Source organism: uncultured Pseudacidovorax sp., from assembly GCF_913773995.1.
In the GTDB taxonomy this organism is placed as follows: domain Bacteria; phylum Pseudomonadota; class Gammaproteobacteria; order Burkholderiales; family Burkholderiaceae_C; genus Xenophilus.
In genome coordinates this window covers 1-20,726 of sequence record NZ_CAJYES010000036.1, presented here as the reverse complement: position 1 = coordinate 20,726, position 20,726 = coordinate 1, and the positions used below count along the sequence as shown (strand labels likewise).

Sequence of the window (20,726 nt, the reverse complement as noted above, 5' to 3'; positions counted from 1 at the left end):
ACTGGAGTTCAGACGTGTGCTCTTCCGATCTCTGAGCCGGAGGCGCTGTTCACTTCCAAGCGCTGGTTCCTCCAGCCGCCTGGCAATGATCGCCAGGTCTTCCGACTTCCCATCCGAGAGGCCCGCGAGCACACCGACTGCATCGTGGCGCGTTCCGACGAAGTTCCCGACCGCAATGCGGCCGAGGCCCTGCGCGGTGCCCGCATCTTCGTGCCGCGGTCCCTGTTCCCGACCCCGGACGACGACGAGTACTACTGGGTCGATCTCGTCGGCCTGGCGGTCGTCAATCGCGAGGGCGTGGCGTTGGGTACGGTGCGTGAACTGCTGGCCACCGGACCGCAGACCACCCTGGTCCTCCAGGTGCCGCCAGCCGCCGACGGCGACAAGCCGGGCGAGCGCCTGATTCCCTTCGTCTCCGCCATCGTCGACAAGGTCGATCTGGCCGGCCGCGTCATCGTGGCCGATTGGCAGCCCGACTACTGAGCGGCCGGCCCATGCCGCCTGCACGCGGACGCGCATGCGCTTCGACGTCCTGACCCTCTTCCCGGAGCTGTTCGCGCCTTTCCTGGCCAGCGGCATCAATCGGCGTGCCTTTGCCTCCGGGCAGGTGGACGTGCGCTTCTGGAATCCGCGCGACTTTTCCGAAGGCAATTACCGGCGCGTCGACGATCGGCCCTTTGGCGGCGGGCCCGGCATGGTCATGATGGCCGAGCCCCTGGCGCGTTGCGTGGAGGCCGTCTTTGCCGACCGGGGTGAGCCCGCGCCAGTCGTGCTGTTCTCCCCGGTGGGCCAGCCTTTGCGGCATTCGCTGGTGACGGAATGGGCGGCGAGCGCAGGGGCTTTGCTGCTCTGCGGACGCTATGAGGGGCTCGATCAGCGCTTCATCGACCGCTACGTGACCCATCAGATCAGCCTGGGCGATTTCGTGCTTTCCGGCGGTGAGCTGGCGGCCCTGGCGCTGCTCGATGCCGTGGCCCGGCTGCAGCCGGGCGTGCTCGGCGATGCCGACAGCCATGCCCAGGACAGCTTCAATCCCGAGCTCGACGGTCTGCTCGACTGTCCGCACTACACACGGCCCGAGGTCTGGCGCGACATGCCCGTGCCGGCGCCGCTGATGTCGGGACACCACGCGCAGATCGAGCGCTGGCGGCGGGAGCAGCGGCTGGCGCTCACGGCCAAGCGCCGGCCTGACCTGATTGCCGCGGCCCGTGCTGACGGCCGTCTTCAGTCCAAGGACGAGCAGTACTTGCAGCAGTTGCCCCTGCCCGGGCTATAATCGAGGGCTTTTCGATCCTCTGTCCGGCCGCGGCCCTCGTCCCGAGGCTCCCTCGTGGATCCGGCGCCTTCTTCGCAATTCGCGATGCCACAGGCACCGGCAGCCGCCTTCAGTGCAGCGCGGACACGATCCTTTCGCAGGAAACCATGAACCTCATCCAGACCCTCGAGCAAGAGGAAATCGCCCGCCTGGGCAAGAAGATCCCCGAGTTCGCTCCTGGCGACACCGTGATCGTCAGCGTCAACGTCGTCGAAGGCAACCGCAAGCGCGTGCAGGCCTATGAAGGCGTCGTGATCGCCAAGCGCAACCGCGGCCTGAACAGCGCCTTCACCGTGCGCAAGATCTCCAGCGGCGAAGGCGTCGAGCGGACCTTCCAGACCTACAGCCCGCTGATCGCCGGCATCGAAGTCAAGCGCCGCGGCGACGTGCGTCGTGCCAAGCTGTACTACCTGCGTGAGCGCAGCGGCCGTTCCGCTCGCATCAAGGAAAAGCTGCCGGGCAAGGCTTCCAACGCGGCCGCCGCGAACTGATTCGCGCCGTGCAGGCAGGACCGTCGAACGTTCCTGCCGCCCGCACCGGGCCGCCTTCGGGCGGCCTTTTTCATTGCCCTGCACCGCCATGTCCCTCAGTCCTGAACCCCCTTCGCCCGGCAGCCCGGGCCATGCGCCGCCCGAGGTGGTCAATGCGGTCGGCACGCCGGCCGGGGCGGTGACGGATCCGCGCACGGTGCCCGTCACCCGCGTCGACCACGACCTGCCCGCGGTGCCCACCGCCCGTCTGAAGGCAGATGCCTTGCGCGCCCGTTTTGCCGCGCCCGACGGCGTGGCGTGGACACCCGAAGTCCGGCGCGAGCCGAGCCTGACGCGCCGCAGCCCCGCACCCGCCGCGGTTCTTGTGCCGATCGTGCAGCGCGCCGAGCCCACGGTGCTGCTGACAGAACGGGCCACCCGCATGTCGACGCACTCGGGGCAGATCGCCTTCCCGGGCGGGCGAGTGGACCCTGGCGATGCCAGCATCGCCGCCGCGGCGTTGCGCGAGGCATGGGAAGAGGTCGGACTGGACGCGGGCTTCGTCGAGGTGTTGGGCGAACTGCCCACCTACACCACGATCACGGCGTTCGTCGTGACGCCGGTCGTCGCGCTGGTGCAGCCCGGCTTCGTGCTGCGTCCCAATTCCGCCGAGGTGGCGGACGTGTTCGAAGTGCCGCTGGCCTTCCTGATGAATCCCGCCCACCATCGCCGCCACCAGGTGGAAGGCGAGGGACCTACCGCGCGGCACTTCTTCTCGATGCCCTACCAGGATGGCGACCGTGAGCGTTTCGTCTGGGGCGCCACGGCCGGCATGTTGCGCAATCTCTACCGTTTCCTGGCCGCGTGACGGCACTGCGCATACCAGCAATCGGCGATGCTGCCGTGGTCTTCGGCGGGCCACAGGGCCGTCTTATGATTCTTCGATGAGCTTCTTTGCCATCCTGTGCGCGCTGCTGATCGAGCAGGTCCGGCCGCTGGCATCCGACAACCCGGCGGCTCGCGCAGCGCTGGCCTGGACGCGCTGGACGAGCCGCAATTTCGATGCCGGCAAGCCGCATCACGGATGGGTGGCATGGACCTTGGCGGTGGGTGTGCCGAGCCTACTGGCACTGGGCCTGCACTGGCTGCTGATGCTCACACTCGGTGCGCCCTTCGCGCTGGTCTGGGGGGTGGGCGTGCTCTATGCAACCCTCGGCTTCCGGCAGTTCAGCCATCACTTCACGGAGATTCGTGACGCGCTGGAGGTGGGTGACGAGGCGCTCGCACGCAGCCTGCTTGCCCGTTGGCAGCGGGTCGATGCGGCCGAGCTGCCGCGCAGCGAGATCGTGCGGCACGTGATCGCCTATTCGGTCATCGCAGCGCACCGCCATGTGCTGGGGGTGCTCGCCTGGTTCTCTCTGGGCGCGCTGCTGGGCCTGGGGCCGGCTGGGGCCGTTTTCTATCGCATGAGCGAGTTCGTGGGCCGTTACTGGGCCTACAAGCACAACGCCATGAGCCAGCCCGCAAGCGTCTGGGTGCAGCAGGCCGCGGACCGCGCGTGGACGGTGATCGACTGGTTGCCCGCCCGCGTCACTGCGCTGGGCTTCGCGGTGGTTGGCAGCTTCGAGGAGGCCATCGAAAGCTGGCGCAACGATGCGCGTCATTTCGCGGGGGTGAACGACGGCGTGATCCTGGCAGCCACCTCCGGCGCGCTGAATGTCCGCCTGGGCGGCGAGCAGTTGCGGCCCAGCCGGGCGCTGGCCGATGCGATCATGGATGCCGATCAGCCCGGTCCAGCCACGTCGCCCGACGGCGGCACGGCGGGGCGGGAGCCCGAGCCAGCCCATCTGCGCAGTGTCGTGGGCCTGGTGTGGCGCTCGGTGGTGCTGTGGATGCTGCTGCTGGCGCTCCTGACGCTGGCGCGCCTGCTGGGCTGAAGCGCCGTCCATTGTTCTTCCTTTGCGGTCTTGCGCCGCCTGGCGAGCGACATGTCCCAACCCTCTCCTGCCTTCTGGAGCCCGCGCGTCGCGGGGCTCGAGCCCTATGTGCCTGGCGAGCAGCCGCGCATCGCCAATCTGGTCAAGCTCAACACCAATGAGCATCCGAGCCCGCCGTCGCCGCGGGTGATCGCCGCGATCGCCGAGGCGGCGCGTGACGGGCTTCAGCGCTACCCCGATCCGGAGTCCATGCAACTGCGCAAGGCCATCGCCCGCCGTCACGGTCTGCAGACGTCGCAGGTGTTCATCGGCAACGGCTCCGACGAGGTGCTGAGCCACGCCTTCCTGGCCTTCTTCCAGCGGGACGAGTCGCTGCTCTTTCCCGATGTGACCTATAGCTTCTACCGGGTCTGGACACAGCTGCACGGCATCGAGGCGGAGGCGGTGCCGGTGGACGCGGCCTTGCGCGTCGACATCGACGAATTGGCCCGCCGGGCTGCGCAGGGCTGCGCGGGTGTGGTGATCGCCAACCCGAACGCGCCCACGGGACAGGGGCTGCCGCTGTCGGACATCGAACGGCTGCTGCGCGCCTGCCCGATGCGTGTGGTGTTGGTGGACGAGGCCTATGTGGACTTCGGCGCCAGCAGCGCTGCGGCGCTGGTCGAGGCCCACCCCAACCTGCTCGTGGTGCAGACTCTCTCCAAGTCGCGCGCGCTGGCCGGACTGCGTGTGGGCTTTGCGCTGGGCCAGGCGCCACTCATCGAGGCCCTGGCGCGCATCAAGAACAGCTTCAACTCTTATCCGCTCGACCGGCTGGCCCAAGCCGGCGCGTTGGCCTCCATCGAGGACGAGGCATGGTTCAGCACGCAATGCCGCGCGGTGATCGACACGCGCGAAGGGCTGACGCTGCAACTGGAGGACCTCGGCTTCGAGGTGCTGCCCTCGCAGGCCAACTTCGTTTTCGCGCGCCATCCGCAGCGTGAGGCGGCCGCCCTGGCGGCAGCGCTGCGCGAGCGGGCCGTGCTGGTGCGGCATTTCCGACAGCCGCGCATCGACCAGTGGCTGCGCATCAGTATTGGCACCCGCGCGCAGTGCGGCGCGTTGGTAGAGGCGCTGCAGGCGATCCTGGAGGGCTGAGGCTGAGGTTCGGCGCCCTGGTTGGCGCCGGTCTGCGCCTATGCGAGGCGTAACGCGTCGCCCTTCAGTAAGCCGGTCGGCTCAGCTCATCGAAGAGCTCGTTGTAGATGCGGTAGCGCAGTGCGCTGATGTCCGCGCCGCCGCCGCCGTGGCGCTCTGCACTTTCGACATGTGCGATCACGCCGCAGCCGGGCTCGTGCCGGTGCGTGCAGTTGTAGAAACGGCACTCGCCGGTGTGCGCGGCGATGTCGGGCATCAGTGCGGGCAGTTGCGTGGGCGCGATGTGGTGGAGTCCGAACTCCTGAAAACCGGGCGAATCGATCAGCGCCGTGCCGGCCGGCTTGTCCATCCAGTACCAGGTAGTGGTCGTGGTGGTGTGGCGGCCCGAGTTGAGCGCCTGCGAGATCTCGCCCGTCTGCGCCAACGCCGAGGGCACTAGCCGGTTGACCAGTGTGCTCTTGCCCACGCCCGATGGGCCGAGGATGAGCGTGGTGCGGCCGGCTAATTCGGCCTGCACGTCGGCCAGGCCCGAAGCGCCGTCGTCCTTCAAGGACAGAGGCAGCACCGCATAGCCCATGCGTCGGTAGGCCGCGAGGCGTTCCCAGGCAGGCGAAAAGAGCCCGGGCAGGTCGCTCTTGTTGAGCACGATCAGCGCCCGGATGTGCTCGGCCTCGGCCGCGATCAGCGCACGCGTCAGTTGATGTTCCGAAAAATCGGGCTCCGCCGCGACCAGCATCAGGATCTGGTCGAGGTTCGCCGCGAAGGACTTGGTGCGGATCTCGTCCTGGCGGTAGAAGAGATTGCGGCGCGCCTCTACGCGCTCGATGGTGCCCTCGTCGGCGCTCGGCAGCCATTGCACCCGATCGCCCACGACGGCTTGGCTCTTCTTGCCGCGCGGATGGCAGATGCGGCGCTCGCCGTCGGGCGACTCCACCAGGCAGTGACGGCCATGGCTGCCGACCACGAGCCCCGCCTGCGACGCTCCTGCGGGGGGCGCGACGCTGGCGGTCGTGATGTGCTTGCTCCGACCCACCGACGCCTCAGGCCGCCGCAGCCGACTGCAGTCGCGCCAGGCGTTGCGCCGCTGGCGGGTGCGAGTAATAGAAGCCGACGTAGACCGGGTCGGGCGTCAGCGTGGACGCGTTGTCCTGGTGCAGCTTGAGCAGGGCGCGGGACAGGTCGGCACCGTCGGCATGTGCGGCCGCGAAGGCATCGGCCTCGAACTCGTCGCGACGCGACATGCGCGCCATGACCGGGGAGACGAAGAAGCTGAACACCGGCACCACCAGCATGAACAGCAGCAGCGCCAGCGCATCGTTGGGCGCCGCCATGTGCGGCTGCACGCCCAGCCCGGTGTAGAACCACGCCTGGGCCGACAGCCAGCCGAGCAGCGCGAAGGCCGCGAGGCTCAGCACCAGCATCAGGCCCATGCGGCGGGTAATGTGGCGATGCTTGAAGTGTCCCAGCTCGTGGGCGAGCACGGCCTCCACCTCGCCCGGGGTCAGCTGCCGCAACAGCGTGTCGAAGAACACCACGCGCTTGGACCGGCCGAAACCGGTGAAGTAGGCATTGGCATGGGCGCTGCGGCGGCTGCCGTCCATCACGAACAGGCCCTTCGCCGCGAAGCCGCAGCGGGTCATCAGCTTCTGCACGCGCTGCTTGAGCGATTCGTCGTCCAGCGGCGAGAACTTGTTGAAGAGCGGGGCGATCCAGGTGGGCACGATGAACTGGAGAAGCAGCGTCCAGCCCGCAAGCGCCACCCAGGCCCATAGCCACCAGAGTGGCCCCGCCGCGCCCATGAGCCAGAGCACCAGCGCTGCCAGCGGCAGGCCCAGCACCACGCCCAGCGCTGTCCCCTTGAGCAGATCGGCCAGCCAGAGGCCCGGCGTCATCTTGTTGAAGCCGAAGCGCTCTTCGAGCCGGAAGGTCTGCCACCAGGTGAAGGGCAGGTCGATCAGTCCGCCGATCAGGCTGAAGGCGCCGAGCAGTGCGAGCTGTTGCCAAATGCCGGCGCCGAGCCAGGTGGCCAGCGTCTTGTCCAGCAGGTCCAGGCCGCCCAGCAAGGTCCAGGCGATCAGGGTGGCCGCGCCCCAGGCGGCTTCGATCAGGCCGAAGCGCATGCGCGCGACCGTGTAGTCGGCGGCCTTGCGGTGGGCTGCCAGACCGATCGTGCCGGCAAAGGGGGCGGGAACGACATCGCGGTGCTGGGCGACGTGGCGGATCTGGCGCGCCGCCAGCCAGAAGCGCAGCAGCAATCCGGCACTCAACGCGACGGCGAAAACAAGGGTGAAGGCGAGGGAGGCGGACATGCGTGGCGCAGTGTAGTGGGCACCCATCGGCTGCACGGAGCGCAGGTGACTGTGGGCGAGAATGCCCCGATGTCCGCATCCCCAGCCTCTACCGTCCCGACCCTCGCCAAGAGCGACCAGAACCTCGTCTGGCTCGATTGCGAGATGAGCGGGCTCGATCCCGAGAAGGAGCGTCTGCTCGAGATCGCCGTCGTCATCACCAGCCCCGATCTCTCCACGCGTGTGGACGGGCCCGTGCTCGTCGTCCACCAGAGCGAGGCTGTGCTGGGCGGCATGGACGCCTGGAACAAGGGCACTCATGGTCGCAGCGGCCTGATCGACAAGGTGCGCGCGTCCACGCTCGATGAGGCGGCGGCGGAGCAGCAACTGCTGGACTTCATCGCCCGATACGTGCCCCGCAGCGGCTCGCCCATGTGCGGCAACACCATCGGACAGGACCGGCGCTTCCTGGTCAAGTACATGCCGCGGCTGGAGGCTTACTTCCACTACCGCAACCTTGACGTCAGCACACTCAAGGAGTTGGCCAAGCGCTGGAAGCCCGCTGCCTATGCGGCGTTCAAGAAGCAACAGGCCCACACGGCGCTAGCCGACGTGCACGAGTCCATCGACGAACTGCTGCACTATCGAGACACCTTCCTGCGGCTGCAGGATTGAGCATTGGCAAACAGCGGGATTAGGCAAAACCCTGAATTCCTGCCATAATCGTGAGCTCGCTGCAAAACCAAATCCGCAGCGAGTTTGCGCATCTCCCTTCTTGCACATTGGTCGGCGGCTCCCGCACAGCGCGGAACAGCTCGATGAACCCGACCACGGCGCCTGATCCTCTTGCACGGATCGCCTACGCGCCGATCGTCGTTGGATGGTTGATGTTTTTCTGAACCTCCAACGTGCCTGCCCCTGCGGGGCGGCGTGCGTTCACGATCAGTTTTATGACCGACTCCCTGCATGAGCAGGGCGCTATTGCGCCTGTGCTCGACCTTTCTTTTTCCAACGAATCCCTCGGCACGTCCGACGTGGCGGCTGAAGCGGCGATGCCCGAAGGCCCTCATCCCTTTGCCGAACTCGGTCTGGCGCCCGAACTCGTGGCCGCCGTGCGCGACCTGGGCTACACCGAGCCCACCGCCGTCCAGACCAAAGCCATCCCGATGGCCATGGCCGGCAATGCCGACCAGGACGCCAGCGCGGCCGGCTTCGTCGACCTGATGGTGTCCAGCCAGACCGGCAGCGGCAAGACCGCCGCCTTCCTGCTGCCCGTGCTGCACACCCTGCTGCAGCAGCAGCAGCGCGAAGAGGCCGAGGCCCGTGCCGAGCATGTGCGCCTGGTGGCCGAAGCCGAAGCCCGCGGCGAGGCCCCGCCCAAGAAGCCGCGCCGCGCCAACCCCACGCTGTCGCGCAACTTCAAGCCCGCCGTTCCCGGCGCGCTTGTCCTGTGCCCGACCCGCGAACTGGCCCAGCAAGTGGCGCATGACGCCATCGAACTGGTGCGTCACTGCCGTGGTCTGCGCATTGCCAACGTGGTGGGCGGCATGCCCTACCAGTTGCAGATTGCTCGCCTGCAGAACGCCAACCTGGTGGTGGCCACGCCTGGCCGTCTGCTGGACCTGCAGCGCTCAATGCAGATCAAGCTGGAGCAGGTGCGCTTCCTCGTCGTCGACGAAGCCGACCGCATGCTCGACCTGGGCTTCGCCGACGACCTCGCGGAGATCAACCAGCTGACCATCCAGCGCCAGCAGACCATGATGTTCAGCGCTACCTTCGCGCCGCGCATCCAGCAACTGGCCGCCCGCGTGATGCGCGAGCCGCGCAAGGTGCAGATCGACAGCCCGCAGCAGAAGCACGCCAACATCCGTCAGGTGCTGCACTGGGCCGACCATGCCAGCCACAAGCGGGCGCTGCTCGACCACTGGCTGCGCGACCCCGCCATCCAGCAGGCAGTGGTGTTCGCCAGCACGCAGATCGAATGCGATGGCTTGGCCAACGACCTTCAGCAGGCCGGCTTCTCTGCCGTGGCGTTGCACGGTGCCCTGAGCCAGGGTCTGCGCAACCGCCGCCTGATGGCGCTGCGCAACGGCCAGGTGCAGATCCTCGTGGCCACCGACGTCGCTGCCCGCGGCATCGACGTGCCGACGATCAGCCACGTCTTCAACTTCGGGCTTCCGATGAAGGCGGAGGATTACACCCACCGCATCGGCCGCACCGGGCGTGCGGGTCGCGACGGTATCGCCGTGACCTTTGCCGAGTTCCGCGACCAGCGCCGCATCTTCGACATCGAAGCCTTCACCAAGCAGCAGTTCCAGCCGGAGGTCATCGAAGGCATGGAGCCGACCCGCCGCGCACCAACGGCCCAGCCGCCGCGTGGCGGCGCGGGCCGGGGCCGTGGTGCGCCGGCCGGACGTCAAGGCGACGATCGTCGCCGCTCGCCCGGCTTTGCTGGCGGTGGACGTGCGCCGGGTTGGGGTGAGTCCTCGGGTGGGGCGCGTCATGGCGGCCAGCGCTCGCAAGGCTTCGACGGCGGCGCGCGCGCTGGTGGTGGCTTCGGCCGGCCCCAGGGTGACGACGGCTTCGGCGGCCATCGCGGCCGTCAAGAGGGCTTCGGCGCTCAGCGCCATGGCGAGGGCTCCGCCGGCCATCGTGGGCACAACGAGGGCTTCGGCGGTCGTGGGCATGGCGAAGGTTTTGGCGGTCTTCGCTCGCACGGCGACAGCCGCCGGCCCGCTCCTGCTGCGCGTGACGGCCGCCCTTCGGGTGCCGGCCGTAGCAACGGCAACAAATCTTTTTCGGGCCGTGCGTTCGTTCCGCGTGACAGAGGCTGAAAAGTCGTGTCATAATCCCATCTCTTCGGGCCGTTAGCTCAGTTGGTTAGAGCAGAGGACTTGGAGGGCAGCAGCCTAAAGGTGCTTCGGTACCAACGGATGGGGCCCGACGGGTTGCTCAAGGTAAGTTCACTCTGCCTTGAAGTAGAACTTCTCAAATTCGGCGAACGCTAACGTGCTCTTCCGAGCGCCAGGCCAACGCCGAGCGAAGCCCCGAAAGGGGAACGTGTAGAGACTCGACGGGAAGGCCGAAAGGCAAGACAGAGTCCAGACCACGAACCGGAAACGGGCAGCGAAAGCTGAAGTGGTAGGCATAATCCTTTGGTCGCTGGTTCAAGCCCAGCACGGCCTACCAGGACGGAAGAAACGAAGAAAATTTTGCTTGATAGTTGGCGCCACGAAAATGTCGTGCTATACTAGAAAGCTCAGCGGCTGTAGCTCAGCTGGATAGAGTACTTGGCTACGAACCAAGGGGTCGTGGGTTCGATTCCTGCCAGCCGCACCATATTTCCCTATGGGGAACAACGGGTTAGCGCCACAAGCGCTAGCCCGTTTTTCTTTGTCCGAACACTTTTTGGGGATCTCGCGCATGAGCAAAGCCTTCACCAAGGAGAGCGATGGCGGTGGCGAAGAGGACGACGTTGCCGGTCTTCCGTCTCTGCCTGCGGGCGCCAAGAACTACATCACGCCGGCAGGTTACGAGCGCCTGCGGTCTGAACTGCTGTCATTGATGGATGTCGATCGTCCCAAGGTGGTCGAAGCCGTCCACTGGGCCGCCAAGAACGGCGATCGCTCGGAGAACGGCGACTACCTGTACGGCAAGAAGCGGCTGCGCGAGATTGATCGACGGATCCGCTTTCTGACCAAGCGCCTCGAGATCGCCGAGGTGACCGATCCGTCGGTGCACCACGGGAGCGACCAGGTGTTCTTCGGCGCCACGGTGACCTATGCGGACGAAGCCGGTGAGGAGCACTCGGTCACCATCCTGGGCATTGACGAGGCCGAAAGCACTCAGCGCCAGGTCAGCTGGATCGCGCCCATTTCGCGGACCTTGCTCAAGGCGCGCGTTGGCGATTCGCTGAAGCTGGTCACACCTGGCGGTGTGCAGGAGATCGAGGTGGTCGCCGTTGACTATCCAGCGCCCGGAGGCGCGCAATAGCAGCCAGCCGACATTGCAGCAAGCCGCTGCACCGGATCTCCATTCCGGGCGCGCTCAGGGCGCGGGCACGATCCGCCTCGCCGACAGCACTGAGGGCGTGCGCCGCGCGGCCCGCAGCACGGTTTCCAACTGCGCCGCGTCGCGCACCGCAACCACGAAGCGCAGGTCGGTCGAGTCCTGCTGGCTTTCGTCCGGCATCTCGACGTGGGTGATGTCTGCCTCCGCACGGGCGAGCGTGGAGGCCACTCGCGCCAGCACGCCCTTGTCGTTGCGAACTGTGACAAGAATGCCTGTCTCGAAGCTGCGCACGGGTTCGTCGGCCCATTCAACAGCGAAGAAGCGCTCGGCGTCCTTGTGGCGCAGGCGCTGGCCGACGCCGCAGGCCTCGGTATGGACCACCAGCCCCTCGCCATGACCGAGATAGCCCACGATCGGATCGCCCGGCACTGGCCGACAGCACAGCGCAAAGCGCACTGAGGAGTTCTCGCTGCCATCCAGGGTGACGGCGCCCTGCGAGACGTTTTCATGCGCCGTGAAGCGTTCCCGGCTCATCAACAAGGCGTCAGGCTTCTCCCCACGTTCGGCAAGCAGCGTCATCAGCCGCTTGGCCACGATGCTCGCCACCCTCTTGCCCAGTCCGATGTCGGTCATCAGGTCCTCCCGGTTGCGGTTGCCGGTGAAGCGCAGCAGCTTGTCCCAGATGGCCTGGTAGTCGGGCTCGCTGCCCGGCAGCTTGCGCACGCCTTCCGCCCTCAGGGCCTGTGACAGCAGCTTTTCGCCCAGGCGCTCGGACTCGGCCTGCGCGAGGGTCTTGAGGTGATTGCGGATCTTCGACCGCGCCCGGCCGGTACGCACGAAGCCAAGCCAGGCCGGGTTCGGCGTGGACACCGGCGCGGTGATCACCTCGACCACATCGCCGTTCTTGAGTTCGGTGCGCAGCGGTACCTGCTCGCCATTGATCCGCGCGGCCGAGGCGTGATGGCCGACATTGGTGTGGATCGCATACGCGAAGTCCACCACGGTGGCGCCGCGTGGCAGAGCCAGGATCTCGCTGCGAGGCGTGAAGACATAGACGGCGTCCGGGAACAGGTCGACCTTGACGTGCTCCCAGAACTCGCGTGCGTCGCGCGTCTCGTCCTGGATATCGACCAGCGACTGCAGCCACTTGGCGCTCAGTCGCTCGCCGTGGTCCGCATCGCCCGCGGCCTTGTACAGCCAATGCGCGGCCACACCCGACTCGGCGACGACGTGCATGGCCTCGGTGCGAAGCTGGAACTCCACGTTCACGCCCGAGGGGCCGACCAGCGTCGTATGCAGCGACTGGTAGCCGTTGATCTTCGGGATGGCAATGTGGTCCTTGAACTTGCCCGGATGCGGTTTGTACAGCTGATGCAGCACGCCCAGGCCCGTGTAGCAGGCGATGGTGCTGGGCACGACCAGGCGAAAGCCGTAGATGTCGGTGACCTGGGCAAAGCTCAGGTGCTTGTCGTCCATCTTGCGGTAGATGGAGTACAGCGTCTTCTCGCGGCCGGCAATGCGCACCTGCAGCCCGGCTGCGGCGAAGGCGGTTTCCACGTCGCGCTGCACCTTCTGGATCAGGTCGCGCCGCCGGCTGCGGGCCTTGGCGACGGCCTTCGTCAGGATCGCGTGCCGCCAGGGCTTGAGATGCCGGAACGAAAGCTCCTGCAGTTCCCGGTAGGTCTGGTTGAGCCCGAGGCGGTAGGCGATGGGGGCGTAGATGTCCAGCGTCTCGCGCGCGATGCGGCCCCACTTGGCCCGGGGTGCATCGCTCAGCGTGCGCATGTTGTGCGTGCGGTCGGCCAGCTTGATTAGGATGACGCGCACGTCGCGGGCCATGGCCAGCAGCATCTTGCGGAAAGACTCGGCCTGGTTTTCTTCGCGTGTGTCGAACTGCAGCTTGTCGAGCTTGGTGAGGCCGTCCACCAGTTCCGCCACTGCCGAACCGAATCGCTCGACCAGCTCGGGTTTGGTGACACCGCAGTCTTCGATGGCGTCATGCAGCAGCGCGGCCATCAGCGCCTGGGCATCGAGCTTCCACTCGGCGCACTGGGCGGCAACAGCGATGGGGTGCGTGATGTAGGGCTCGCCACTGTTGCGCAGCTGGCCCAGGTGGGCTTCGTCGGCAAAACGGTAAGCGCGGCGTACCAGGTCCACATCCTCGGCCGCCAGATAGTCCAGTCGAGCAGTCAGCGCGGCGAAGCTCGCCGCAGCCGCATTCAGCGCAGCGGTCGGCGCCTTGCCGGGCGCCGGCGCCGCGCCGGACGCGGAAGAGGGAAGGACCACACTCATGCTTCGACTTTAGCCGCTGAAGCGTCCACTGGTGTCCGGGCACAAAAAAAGCACCTCGAAAGGTGCTTGTTCTTCGCGAGAAGCGCGAGAGGTGGCGGCGATCAGCCCGGAACCTTCTTGAGCATCTCGAGCCCGACCTTGCCATCGGCGATCTCACGCAGCGCGGTGACCGCGGGCTTGTTCTTGCTTTCGATCTTGGGCGCATGGCCCTGGCTCAGCATACGGGCGCGGTAGGTGGCGGCCAGGACGAGCTGGAAGCGGTTGGGGATCTGCTGAAGGCAGTCTTCGACAGTGATGCGGGCCATGACGGTTTGCCTTGGTGAAGTGTCAGGGAATATTCAATGCCGCAAAGGTGTCGGCACGGGCGCGGCGCTGGGCAGAGTAGCGAAGCCGCTGCGCGTGAACGATCGCTTTGAGGTCGAAAAGCGCGCGTTCAAATAATTCGTTGATTATAACGTAGTCGAATTCACGCGTTTGCGTCATCTCCTCGGCCGCGTTTTGCAAGCGTAGCTCGATGACCTCGGGCGCATCCTCGCCACGGCGCTCCAGCCGCGAGCGCAGCTCTTCCCAGCTGGGTGGCAGGATGAAGATCAGCACCGCGTTGGCGAAAACCTTGCGCACCTGGAGAGCGCCCTGGAAGTCGATCTCCAGGATCACGTCGGTGCCGGAAGCGATACGCTCTTCCACCGCGCGCTTGGACGTGCCGTATCGATGGCCGTGCACGTTCGCCCATTCCAGGAAAGCCTCGGCCTGCACCATGGCGTCGAATTCGGCAGGCGAGACGAAGAAGTACTCGCGTCCATGCTTTTCCTGGCCGCGTGGCGCGCGCGTGGTGTGCGAGACCGACGGATTGACGGCCGAATCCAACTCACGCAAGGCCTTGACCAGGCTGGACTTGCCGGCCCCGCTCGGGGCTGCCACGACGAAGAGATTTCCGGGGTATTCCATGGCGCTCATTCGATGTTCTGCACCTGCTCGCGCATCTGCTCGATCAGCACCTTCATGTCGACACCGATGCGGGTGAGTTCGAGCGCGGCCGACTTCGAGCCCAGCGTGTTGGCCTCGCGGTGCAGTTCCTGGATGAGGAAGTCGAGCCGCTTGCCGACCTCGCCGCCTTTGGTGAGAAGCCGGTCGATTTCGTCGAGATGGGCGCGCAGGCGGCCCAGCTCCTCGGCGACGTCGATGCGGATCGCAAAGGCCGTCGCCTCGGAGAGAGCGCGGTCCTGCGCGGTCTCGGGCGTCGCACTGCCCGCGGTCAGGCCCATGGCCTCCTGCCAGCGCTCCAGGAAGCGGGTGCGCTGCTGCTCCACCAGCTTGGGCACGAGCGGTTCCGCCTGCTCAGCCAACGCCCGTAAGCCTTGTAGCCGCTCCTGCAGCAAAGCCACGAGCCGGGCGCCTTCGCGCTCGCGCGCCGCAATGAGGTCTTCCACTACGGCGGTGGCAAGGGTGAGGACATCGAACTGTTCGGCAGACGCCGTGCGCCCGCTGTCGCTGCCCGCCAGTCGCAGCACATCGGCCACGCTCAGCTCGCGGGCTGTCGGCAGCCAGGCGCGCACCGCGTCCTGAACCCCGTTGAGTCGCTGCAGAAGGCGCACGGAAGGCTCGGCCACCGTGCCGTCCGTGCCGGTTTCGACCGAGCCGCGCATCTCGACCTTGCCGCGCTTGAGGCGGCGGGTGAGCAGTTCGCGAAGGGCTGGCTCGTGCTGGCGCAGCTCCTCGGGCAGCTTGAAGCTCAGGTCCAGGAAGCGGCTGTTGACCGCGCGCAGTTCCAGGCCCAGGCGCGGACCGGGCCGTTCCTCTCCGGCGGACGCGTCGATGGTTGACGCGCGGCTCTGGCCGCTCGCGTAACCGGTCATGCTGTAAACTGCCATTGCACCTCGCTCTCGGCTCGTGTTCGTCATACAAGCCCCGCAGAAGCGACGGGCCGGCGCCCTCTCTCATGCGGATCGACGGGCATGCCGCCTCTCCTCTTCGGGCGAAGCCTCCGATTATGTCAAAGGTCAAACCGTCGCCCCTGATGCCGGACACGGTGATCGGTGGCTACCGAGTCGTTCGTCGCATCTCCTCCGGTGGTTTCGGCGTGGTCTACCTGGCGGTGGACAAGGTCGGCCAACAGGTCGCCATCAAGGAATACCTGCCATCGTCGCTCGTCACGCGAGACGACGGCAGCCTCACGCCGCAGGTTTCGCCCGAAAAGCTTTCCCTGTACCGGCTGGGCCTCAAGAGCTTCTTCGAGGAAGGGCGCGCGCTGGCGCAGATCGCCCACGCCTCGGTGGTCAGCGTGCTCAACTTCTTTCGCGAGAACGAAACCGTCTACATGGTGATGAATTACCTGGAAGGCGCCACGCTCCAGGACTTCATCGTGACGGCCCGCGAGCTCAAGCGCTCAAAGGTGCTGCGCGAGTCCACGATCCGCTCGCTGTTCGACGAGATCCTGCGCGGGCTGCGGGTGGTGCACCAGCACAAGATGCTGCACCTGGACATCAAGCCTGCCAACATCTTCATCACCGATGACGACCGCGCGGTGATGATCGACTTCGGCGCCGCACGCGAGGTGCTCTCCAAGGAAGGCAATTTCGTGCGGCCCATGTACACGCCCGGCTTCGCCGCGCCCGAGATGTACCGGCGCGATTCGTCGATGGGGCCGTGGACCGACATCTACGCCGTCGGCGCATGCATCTACGCCTGCATGCACGGCTATCCGCCGCTGGATGCGCCGCAGCGCCTCGAAAAGGACCGGTTGGGCCTGTCCCTCACGCGCCTGCGCGGCGTCTATTCCGACGACCTGATCGAGGTCGTGGAGTGGTGCATGGCCCTCGACCCCCTTTCCCGCCCGCAGTCGGTCTTTGCGCTGCAGAAGGAGCTGGGGCGCGAAGGCGAGCGCCGCTACACCAAGCTGTCGGTGGCCGAGCGCATGCGCCTGTCGATCGACAACATGCGGGCCGCGGAGCGCAAGCCGGTGGCCAAGGCCGGCGCACCCACAACGCGGCCGGCGGCGTCATGAAGTTCTCCGTCTTCCAGGTCAGCCGCAAGGGCGGGCGCCTCAAGAACGAGGACCGCATGGGCTACTGCTACACCCGCGAGTCGGCGCTGTTCGTGCTGGCGGACGGCATGGGTGGCCACCCCGAAGGCGAGGTGGCGGCGCAGATCGCGTTGCAGGCCGTGGCGGCGCTGTTCCAGCGTGAGGCGCGGCCTGTGCTCAGGGACGTGCGCGCCTTTCTGACGGCAGCCATCATGGCAGCGCACCAGCAGATCATGCGCTACGCCAGCGGCAAGGCCATGCTCGACACGCCCCGAACCACCATCGTGGTGGCGGTGCTGCAGCAGGGCTGCGCCACCTGGATCCACTGCGGCGATTCGCGCCTGTACGTGGTGCGCGGCCACCGCCTGCTGGTGCGCACGCGCGACCATTCCAATGCCGAGCGTCCCCGTGCAGACCAGGCCATGAGCGATCTGCCCGTCAACCGCAATCTCCTGCAGACCTGCCTGGGCTCGCCGGTGCCGCCGCTGTTCGATCTTTCCGAACCCTTGCCGTTGCAGCAGGGCGACCGCCTGATGCTCTGCTCCGACGGGCTCTGGGGCGTCGTCGAAGACGCCCTGCTGGTGCGCACGCTTTCCGCGCGGCCGGTGGCCGATGCCGCGCCCGAGATGGTCGAGATGGCGCTGCGCCGCGGCGGCAGCCATTCCGACAACGTGACGCTGATCGCCGTCGAGTGGGAAACCCCCGATGCGCCAGGCTCCGAACCCGGCGTTTCCACCGACAGCATCGGGCCTGACGTCTTCGCCTCCAGCATCCAGGCGGGGCTGCCCGGGGAGGAAGACCACGACGAACTCGACGAGGCCGCCATCGAACGCTCCATCGCCGAGATCAACGAGGCCATCCGGCGCTCTGCGGCCCGAAAAAGCTGATCCGCGCGCTGGTGTGTGCGACAGGCCGGCGCCTGTCGCCGTCGCCTGCCTCTCCCATCCTCTTGTTCAGAACTTTCCATGACCGACTTCCTACGCAGCAGCGGCCGCGCCGCCGACCAGCTCCGCCCCGTGCGCATCACTCGCGGCTTCACCATCCATGCCGAAGGCTCGGTTCTCATAGAGTTCGGCCAGACGCGCGTGCTGTGCACCGCCTCCGTCGAAGAGAAGGTGCCGCCGCACAAGCGCGGCAGCGGCGAAGGCTGGGTCACCGCCGAGTACGGCATGCTGCCCCGCGCCACCCACACCCGCGGCGACCGTGAGGCCGCACGCGGCAAGCAGAGCGGCCGCACGCAGGAGATCCAGCGCCTCATCGGCCGCTCGATGCGCGCCGTGTTCGACCTGGCCGCGCTGGGCGAACGCACGATCTACCTCGACTGCGACGTGCTGCAGGCCGACGGCGGCACCCGCACGGCCGCCATCACCGGCGCCTTCGTGGCGGCGCACGATGCGGTCGCCAAGCTCATCGCCGCCGGCACGCTGGCCGCGTCGCCCATCCGCAGCCATGTGGCCGCCATCTCGGTCGGCATCGTGCAGGGCACGCCGCTGCTGGACCTGGAATACGTCGAAGACTCCGCCTGCGACACCGACATGAACGTCGTCATGACCGGCGCAGGCCACTTCGTGGAAGTGCAGGGTACGGCCGAGGGCGCCGCCTTCAGCCGTGACGAGATGAACCAGCTGCTGGCGCTGGCCGACAAGGGCATCGCCGAGCTGGTGCAGTTGCAGAAGCAGGCGCTGCAGATCGCCTGAGCACGCGTGCGTACGAGACATCCATGAAACTGGTTCTCGCATCCAACAACGCCGGCAAGCTGGCCGAGCTGCAACAGCTCTTCGGCACGCTGGGCCTGACGCTCGTGCGCCAGTCGGAGCTGGGCGTGGGCGAGGCGGAGGAGCCCTTCCGCACCTTCATCGAAAACGCGCTGACCAAGGCCCGCCATGCCAGTGCGGCCACCGGCCTGCCCGCTATCGCCGACGATGCCGGCCTGTGCGTCGACGCCTTCGGCGGCCTGCCCGGTGTGGACACCGCCTACTACGCCACACAGTTCGGCTACGAGAAGGGCGACGCCAACAACGTCAAGGCACTGCTGGAGCAGCTGCGCGGCGAATCCAACCGCCGCGCCGCGCTGGTCAGCACGCTGGTCGCACTGCGCCACGCCGAGGACCCCGAGCCGCTGGTCGCCGTAGGCCGCGCCGTCGGCGAGATCACCACCGAGCCGGTGGGCGAGCACGGCTTCGGCTTCGACCCGGTGATGTTCCTGCCCCAATTCGGCAAGACCTTCGCGCAACTGCCGCCCGAGGTGAAGAACGCCCACAGCCACCGCGGCCAGGCCGCGCGCGCCATGTTGGCCCTGATGCGCGAGCGCTGGGCCCTGGGCGGATGAGCAGCATCCCGATCCAGCCGGCCGTAGCCGTCGCGCCGCAGTCCAACGACGTGCTGCACATGATGCGCCCGGGCCCGCTGCAGCTGGCCGCATCGCCACCGCTGTCGCTGTACATCCACCTGCCCTGGTGCCTGCGCAAGTGCCCCTACTGCGACTTCAACTCGCACGAATGGCGTGGCGAAGGCGATGACGCGGCCGTGCCCGAGCAGCGCTACATCGACGCCCTGATCGCCGACCTGGACGCCGCGCTGCCTCTGGTGTGGGGCCGCACCGTGCACACCATCTTCATGGGCGGCGGCACGCCCAGCCTGTTCGCGCCCGAAAGCATCGACCGGCTGCTCGGCGCCGTGCGCGCCCGCCTGCGGCTGGAGCCCGGCTGCGAGATCACGCTGGAAGCCAACCCCGGCACCTTCGAGCGCGACCGCTTCCGCGCCTACCGCGCCGCGGGCGTCACGCGGCTGTCGGTCGGCGTGCAGAGCTTCGACGACGCACACCTGAAGGCGCTGGGCCGCGTGCACGACCGCCGCCAGGCCATTGCCGCCGTGGAAGAAGCCGCCCAGGCCTTCGAGACCTTCAACCTCGACCTGATGTACGCCCTGCCCGGACAGACGCTGCAGGGCCTGGCGGCCGAGCTGGACCAGGCGCTGGCCCTCGCGCCGCCGCACCTGTCGATCTACCACCTGACCATCGAGCCCAACACATTCTTCGCCAAGCACCCGCCCGCCTTGCCCGAGGACGACATCGCCTACGCCATGCTCGACCGCATCACCGAGCGCACCGCGGCCGCGGGCCTGGCGCGCTATGAGGTGTCGGCGTATGCCAGGCAGGGCCACAGCTGCACGCACAACCTCAACTACTGGCAGTTCGGCGACTACCTGGGTCTGGGGGCCGGCGCGCACGGCAAGCTGAGCTTTGCCCACCGCATCGTGCGGCAGGTGCGCGTGCGCGACCCGCAGCGCTACATGGCGCAGGCCCTGGCCGGCCAGGCCGTGGCCCAGAGCGACGACGTGGCGCTGGCCGACCTGCCCTTCGAGTTCATGCTGAACGCACTGCGCCTGAAGGAAGGCTTCACACTGAGCCAGTTTGGCGAACGCACCGGTTTGGCCATCAGCGCCATCCGCCGCCCACTGGAAGAAGCCGAAGCCCGCGGCCTGCTGGCGCGCGACCTGCACCGCGTGTGGCCCACCGAGCGGGGCATGGATTTTCTGAGCGACCTGCAGGCGATGTTCCTGCCGGAGGGCGGCGAGGCGGACTGACGCCGACCCACCCAAGTAACGGCGCGGCAGTGCCCTTACACTTGCGGCCTCTTTTCGCCTTCGGGCGCCACCCGGCGCCGCCGCAGGAGGCCGACCCAGGAAGCGTGGCAGAGTGGTCGATTGCACCGGTCTTGAAAACCGGCGACGGGCAACCGTCCGTGAGTTCGAATCTCACCGCTTCCGCCGGATTTCATTTCAAATCAATGCCTTAGTCGGGCCATCTGGAATCTGTCCCACATAAAGTCCCACATCAAGCATTGATTGCTGCCCGTTCACTTCTGCTGCACTGATCGCGCCCTCCGGCCGATGGCGCAGGGGTGGCCGCCCCCTCAGCCGCGCATTGTTGGCGTGGGCTAGGTGTCATGTCTCAATAGGTTGTTCACCCGGAAGGCTCTGGGAGGCTGGAGTTACTACGCTTCAGTTACCAGAGGGAAATTCCGAGTGAACAGCCGGTCCAGCGCGCCCTCAGACTGGTTCTTCTAGATGGCCTCGCGCACAGTGAGCGTCTGGCCGTCCCACCTTGACGGCGATTGGTAGTTCAGGCTTGAGCTAGCACCCAGCGATGTGGCAGCAGTTCGTCCAGCTGTGAGTTGCGCAGCGTCGGCAGACGGCGCAGCACATCACGCAGGTAGGCCCAGGGATCATGCCCGTTCATCCGTGCCGACTGCA

Annotated in this window: 20 protein-coding genes and 2 tRNA genes; 15 read left to right on the top strand and 7 right to left on the bottom strand. The window is 67.1% G+C overall.

Features of this window, described 5'->3' with window-relative positions:
* The first annotated feature begins 517 nt into the window (after positions 1–517).
* The 5 genes from trmD to hisC all read left to right on the top strand — a co-directional run bounded on the left by trmD (position 518) and on the right by hisC (position 4,859).
* Positions 518–1,276 (top strand): tRNA (guanosine(37)-N1)-methyltransferase TrmD, encoded by a 759-nt coding sequence (gene trmD / locus QZ772_RS03680; RefSeq protein ID WP_295523126.1) that lies wholly within the window; start codon positions 518–520, stop codon positions 1,274–1,276.
* A gap of 146 nt (positions 1,277–1,422) precedes the next feature.
* Positions 1,423–1,806, top strand: coding sequence for a 50S ribosomal protein L19 (rplS, locus tag QZ772_RS03675; protein WP_295523124.1), 384 nt, complete (start codon positions 1,423–1,425; stop codon positions 1,804–1,806).
* Positions 1,807–1,894: 88 nt separating this feature from the next.
* Positions 1,895–2,653, top strand: coding sequence for a CoA pyrophosphatase (locus QZ772_RS03670; protein WP_295523122.1), 759 nt, complete (start codon positions 1,895–1,897; stop codon positions 2,651–2,653).
* A 76-nt stretch (positions 2,654–2,729) separates the two neighbouring features.
* Entirely contained in the window at positions 2,730–3,722 is a 993-nt protein-coding gene (locus tag QZ772_RS03665; RefSeq protein ID WP_295523120.1) for a CobD/CbiB family protein, read from the top strand.
* 51 nt (positions 3,723–3,773) lie between these two features.
* On the top strand, positions 3,774–4,859 hold the full coding sequence (hisC, locus tag QZ772_RS03660) for a histidinol-phosphate transaminase (protein WP_295523118.1): 1,086 nt from the start codon (positions 3,774–3,776) through the stop codon (positions 4,857–4,859).
* 64 nt (positions 4,860–4,923) lie between these two features.
* On the opposite strand, the gene rsgA is transcribed toward hisC, so the two are convergent.
* Positions 4,924–5,874, bottom strand: a complete 951-nt coding sequence (gene rsgA, locus QZ772_RS03655; protein ID WP_295523134.1) for a ribosome small subunit-dependent GTPase A — start codon at positions 5,872–5,874, stop codon at positions 4,924–4,926.
* A gap of 25 nt (positions 5,875–5,899) precedes the next feature.
* Positions 5,900–7,168 carry a M48 family metallopeptidase gene (locus QZ772_RS03650; protein WP_295523116.1) on the bottom strand — a complete coding sequence of 423 codons (1,269 nt, stop codon included), beginning with the start codon at positions 7,166–7,168 and terminating at the stop codon, positions 5,900–5,902.
* Between the two features lie 69 nt (positions 7,169–7,237).
* Here QZ772_RS03650 and orn point away from each other — a divergent pair, with 69 nt between their 5' ends.
* The 4 genes from orn (at position 7,238) to greB (ending at position 11,140) form a co-directional block, all read left to right on the top strand.
* Positions 7,238–7,822: an oligoribonuclease gene (gene orn / locus QZ772_RS03645; RefSeq protein WP_295523114.1), complete on the top strand. Its 585-nt coding sequence runs from the start codon at positions 7,238–7,240 to the stop codon at positions 7,820–7,822.
* A 275-nt stretch (positions 7,823–8,097) separates the two neighbouring features.
* Positions 8,098–9,981 (top strand): DEAD/DEAH box helicase, encoded by a 1,884-nt coding sequence (locus QZ772_RS03640; RefSeq protein WP_295523112.1) that lies wholly within the window; start codon positions 8,098–8,100, stop codon positions 9,979–9,981.
* A gap of 428 nt (positions 9,982–10,409) precedes the next feature.
* A tRNA-Arg gene (locus tag QZ772_RS03635) sits at positions 10,410–10,486 on the top strand.
* Positions 10,487–10,570: 84 nt separating this feature from the next.
* A complete protein-coding gene (gene greB / locus QZ772_RS03630; RefSeq protein WP_295523110.1) occupies positions 10,571–11,140 on the top strand; it encodes a transcription elongation factor GreB in 570 nt (189 codons plus the stop codon).
* A 54-nt stretch (positions 11,141–11,194) separates the two neighbouring features.
* Here the strand turns inward: greB and QZ772_RS03625 are convergent, their stop codons facing one another.
* The 4 genes from QZ772_RS03625 to QZ772_RS03610 all read right to left on the bottom strand — a co-directional run bounded on the left by QZ772_RS03625 (position 11,195) and on the right by QZ772_RS03610 (position 15,321).
* Positions 11,195–13,450: a bifunctional (p)ppGpp synthetase/guanosine-3',5'-bis(diphosphate) 3'-pyrophosphohydrolase gene (locus QZ772_RS03625; RefSeq protein WP_295523108.1), complete on the bottom strand. Its 2,256-nt coding sequence runs from the start codon at positions 13,448–13,450 to the stop codon at positions 11,195–11,197.
* Between the two features lie 101 nt (positions 13,451–13,551).
* Positions 13,552–13,755, bottom strand: coding sequence for a DNA-directed RNA polymerase subunit omega (gene rpoZ / locus QZ772_RS03620; RefSeq protein WP_017758912.1), 204 nt, complete (start codon positions 13,753–13,755; stop codon positions 13,552–13,554).
* A 22-nt stretch (positions 13,756–13,777) separates the two neighbouring features.
* Positions 13,778–14,398, bottom strand: a complete 621-nt coding sequence (gene gmk / locus QZ772_RS03615; protein ID WP_295523132.1) for a guanylate kinase — start codon at positions 14,396–14,398, stop codon at positions 13,778–13,780.
* A gap of 5 nt (positions 14,399–14,403) precedes the next feature.
* Positions 14,404–15,321, bottom strand: coding sequence for a YicC/YloC family endoribonuclease (locus QZ772_RS03610; RefSeq protein WP_295523106.1), 918 nt, complete (start codon positions 15,319–15,321; stop codon positions 14,404–14,406).
* A 119-nt stretch (positions 15,322–15,440) separates the two neighbouring features.
* Between QZ772_RS03610 and QZ772_RS03605 the strand changes: the two genes are divergently transcribed.
* The 6 genes from QZ772_RS03605 (at position 15,441) to QZ772_RS03580 (ending at position 20,240) form a co-directional block, all read left to right on the top strand.
* Positions 15,441–16,454, top strand: a complete 1,014-nt coding sequence (locus QZ772_RS03605) for a serine/threonine-protein kinase (RefSeq protein ID WP_295523104.1) — start codon at positions 15,441–15,443, stop codon at positions 16,452–16,454.
* On the top strand, positions 16,451–17,359 hold the full coding sequence (locus tag QZ772_RS03600; RefSeq protein WP_295523102.1) for a PP2C family serine/threonine-protein phosphatase: 909 nt from the start codon (positions 16,451–16,453) through the stop codon (positions 17,357–17,359). The genes QZ772_RS03605 and QZ772_RS03600 overlap by 4 nt, the downstream gene beginning before the upstream one ends.
* A 78-nt stretch (positions 17,360–17,437) precedes the next feature.
* On the top strand, positions 17,438–18,169 hold the full coding sequence (gene rph, locus QZ772_RS03595) for a ribonuclease PH (RefSeq protein ID WP_295523100.1): 732 nt from the start codon (positions 17,438–17,440) through the stop codon (positions 18,167–18,169).
* A 23-nt stretch (positions 18,170–18,192) separates the two neighbouring features.
* Positions 18,193–18,801: an RdgB/HAM1 family non-canonical purine NTP pyrophosphatase gene (gene rdgB, locus QZ772_RS03590; RefSeq protein WP_295523098.1), complete on the top strand. Its 609-nt coding sequence runs from the start codon at positions 18,193–18,195 to the stop codon at positions 18,799–18,801.
* On the top strand, positions 18,798–20,057 hold the full coding sequence (gene hemW, locus QZ772_RS03585; RefSeq protein WP_295523095.1) for a radical SAM family heme chaperone HemW: 1,260 nt from the start codon (positions 18,798–18,800) through the stop codon (positions 20,055–20,057). The genes rdgB and hemW overlap by 4 nt, the downstream gene beginning before the upstream one ends.
* A gap of 98 nt (positions 20,058–20,155) precedes the next feature.
* Positions 20,156–20,240, top strand: a tRNA-Ser gene (locus QZ772_RS03580).
* Between the two features lie 355 nt (positions 20,241–20,595).
* Here the strand turns inward: QZ772_RS03580 and QZ772_RS03575 are convergent.
* The coding region (locus QZ772_RS03575; protein ID WP_295523130.1) for a transposase domain-containing protein at positions 20,596–20,726 on the bottom strand (131 nt) is incomplete at its 5' end.